This window comes from Rhizobacter sp. P2_H2 (assembly GCF_056403375.1).
Map to the genome: position 1 here is coordinate 1 of NZ_JBFUFP010000857.1, position 2,388 is coordinate 2,388.

General features: G+C 63.1%; 5 protein-coding genes. All 5 read left to right on the forward strand.

Going from position 1 to position 2,388, the window contains the following annotated elements; all coding sequences use genetic code 11:
• Window positions 1-75 precede the first annotated feature (75 nt).
• On the forward strand, window positions 76-438 hold the full coding sequence (gene rpsF, locus AC1D15_RS27315; RefSeq protein ID WP_047502595.1) for a 30S ribosomal protein S6: 363 nt from the start codon (window positions 76-78) through the stop codon (window positions 436-438).
• Window positions 439-475: 37 nt separating this feature from the next.
• A complete protein-coding gene (gene priB / locus AC1D15_RS27320; RefSeq protein WP_047502598.1) occupies window positions 476-757 on the forward strand; it encodes a primosomal replication protein N in 282 nt (93 codons plus the stop codon).
• Window positions 758-808: 51 nt separating this feature from the next.
• On the forward strand, window positions 809-1,099 hold the full coding sequence (gene rpsR, locus AC1D15_RS27325; protein ID WP_047502601.1) for a 30S ribosomal protein S18: 291 nt from the start codon (window positions 809-811) through the stop codon (window positions 1,097-1,099).
• Between the two features lie 11 nt (window positions 1,100-1,110).
• On the forward strand, window positions 1,111-1,563 hold the full coding sequence (gene rplI, locus AC1D15_RS27330; RefSeq protein ID WP_047502603.1) for a 50S ribosomal protein L9: 453 nt from the start codon (window positions 1,111-1,113) through the stop codon (window positions 1,561-1,563).
• 138 nt (window positions 1,564-1,701) lie between these two features.
• The coding region (locus tag AC1D15_RS27335) for a DnaB-like helicase N-terminal domain-containing protein (RefSeq protein WP_477828478.1) at window positions 1,702-2,388 on the forward strand (687 nt) is incomplete at its 3' end.

Here is a 2,388-nt window from a genome sequence, read left to right on the forward strand (position 1 = left end):
ACGCTTGGGGTGGTTCCGTGTCCAAAGCCTTCGATTCACTGAAGGGCAGAGGACGCAAATCCAAAAGGAGTTTCAATGCGTCACTACGAAATCATCTTGCTCATCCATCCGGATCAGAGCGAACAGGTTCCGGCCATGCTGGAGCGCTACAAGGGTGTGATCACCGCCGGCGGCGGCAAGGTCCACCGTGTGGAAGATTGGGGCCGTCGCCAGATGGCTTACCTGATCCAGAAGCTGGCCAAGGCCCACTACCTCTGCATCAACATCGAATGCAGCAAGGAAGTCCTCGGCGAGCTGGAAACAGGCTTCCGCTTCAACGACGCCGTGCTGCGTCACCTGACCGTCGTTCGCCCCCAGGCCGACACCGGTCCGTCGGTGATGATGAAGGCGGTCGAGAAGGAAGAGTCCCGCAAGGCCCCGCAGGAAGCTGCAGCCTGAGAACGGTGAGGTCCCGCGGCTGTCACCCGGGCGTTGCATGAACCGATTGGTTCTGGCGGCGCAAGTGGTGGAGCGAGGGGCCGTGAGATACACACCGGCCGGGCTGCCGGCCTTCGATTTGAGCCTCAAGCACGAATCGCAGGTCAGCGAATCCGGCCAGGTCCGCCGAGTCTCCCTGGAGATCCGGGCCGTGGCCATCGGTGACATCACACGGCGCCTGCAGGCACTGCCGATCGGAAGCACAGGCACCTTCGCCGGCTTTCTGTCAGCAATGCGCAGCGGTCGCGGCACGCTGTTCCATGTGACCGAATTCGAATGAGCCCCGTGCTCAACCTGTTTGTCCGAATCTGATATTCAAGTGAGGTGAAATATGCCCCCGCCACGTGGTAAAGGTCGGTTCTCGAAGGACCGCAAGCCCAAGCGCAACCAACAATCCCTGCTGTTCCGCCGCAAGCGCTTCTGCCGCTTCACGGTGACCGGCGTCAAGGAAATCGACTACAAGGACATCGACACCTTGCGCGATTTCATCGGTGAGAACGGCAAGATCACGCCCGCACGCCTGACCGGCACGCGCGCGTTCTTCCAGCGTCAGCTGACCACCGCCATCAAGCGCGCGCGCTTCCTGGCGATGCTGCCGTACAGCGACCAGCACAAGGTCTGAGGAGCCACACCATGCAAGTGATCCTGCTCGAAAAAGTGGGCAACCTCGGAAACCTCGGCGATGTCGTCAAGGTCAAGGACGGTTATGCACGCAACTTCCTGATCCCGACCAAGTCCGCACGCCGTGCGACGCCGGTCGCAATCAAGGAATTCGAAGCCAAGCGCGCCGAACTCGAAAAGGCCGCTGCCGACAAGCTCGCCACCGCGCAAGCGCTGGGCGAGAAGATGAGCGGCCGCACCGTTCACATCACGCAAAAGGCGGGTGTGGATGGCCGGTTGTTCGGCTCGGTGACCAACAACGACATCGCCGAAGCGCTGACGCGCATCGACTTCAAGATCGCCAAGGCGCAGGTTCGCCTGCCCAACGGTCCGCTGAAGACGGTCGGCGAGCACGTCGTGTCGGTGGCGCCGCACACTGATGTGGTCGTGGATGTCAAGGTTGTGGTGGTCGGCGAAACCGACTAAGGTTGCGCCTCGCGCCTCGACAAAAGGGTCGGCTTCGCCGGCCCTTTTTCATTGGGGCGCGAGTTCTCCGCGGTTGTCCAGTGCTTGATCACCGGATGCCAACAGGGATGTCCACAGGGTTGCCCACAGGAAGTATCGATGTCCTCGGTTTTCAATCTCCCCCCGCAATTCGGATCCGACGCAGCGCGCAGCCACGGTGCGGAAGATGACGAGGTGGCGCGCCTGCGCGTGCCGCCGCATTCGATCGAGGCTGAGCAGAGCGTCATCGGCGGCCTGCTGCTCGACAACAGTGCCTGGGACCGTTGCGGCGACCTGCTGCAGGACACCGACTTCTACCGCTACGAGCACAAGCTGATCTACGCGGCGATCGGCGGGCTGATCAACGGCTCGAAGCCGGCCGACGTGATCACCGTGTTCGAGCAGCTGCAGGGCCTGGGCAAGGCGGCCGATTGCGGCGGGCTGACCTACCTGAACGCGCTCGCGCAGAGCGTGCCGAGCGCGTCCAACCTGCGCCGCTATGCCGAGATCGTCCGCGAGCGCGCGGTGCTGCGCAAGCTGGTGGCCGCCAGCGACGAGATCGCGACCGCGGCGTTCAATCCGCAGGGCCGGCCGGTCTCGCAGATCCTCGACGAATCCGAAAGCAAGATCTTCAAGATCGGCGAAGAGGGCTCACGCTCGCGCCAGGGCTTCATCAGCATGGACACGCTGGTGGTGCAGCTGATCGACCGCGTCAACGAGTTGCACGAGAACGGCGCCGAGGAAGTGACCGGCGTGCGCACCGGCTTCTTCGACATGGACCGCATGACCGCCGGGCTGCAGCCGGGC

Excerpts from the sequence above, each read along its gene's own strand:
- rpsF (WP_047502595.1), top strand. The coding sequence starts at position 76 with ATGCGTCACTACGAAATCATCTTGCTCATCCATCCGGATCAGAGCGAA.
- priB (WP_047502598.1), top strand. The coding sequence starts at position 476 with ATGAACCGATTGGTTCTGGCGGCGCAAGTGGTGGAGCGAGGGGCCGTG.
- rpsR (WP_047502601.1), top strand. The coding sequence starts at position 809 with ATGCCCCCGCCACGTGGTAAAGGTCGGTTCTCGAAGGACCGCAAGCCC.
- rplI (WP_047502603.1), top strand. The coding sequence starts at position 1,111 with ATGCAAGTGATCCTGCTCGAAAAAGTGGGCAACCTCGGAAACCTCGGC.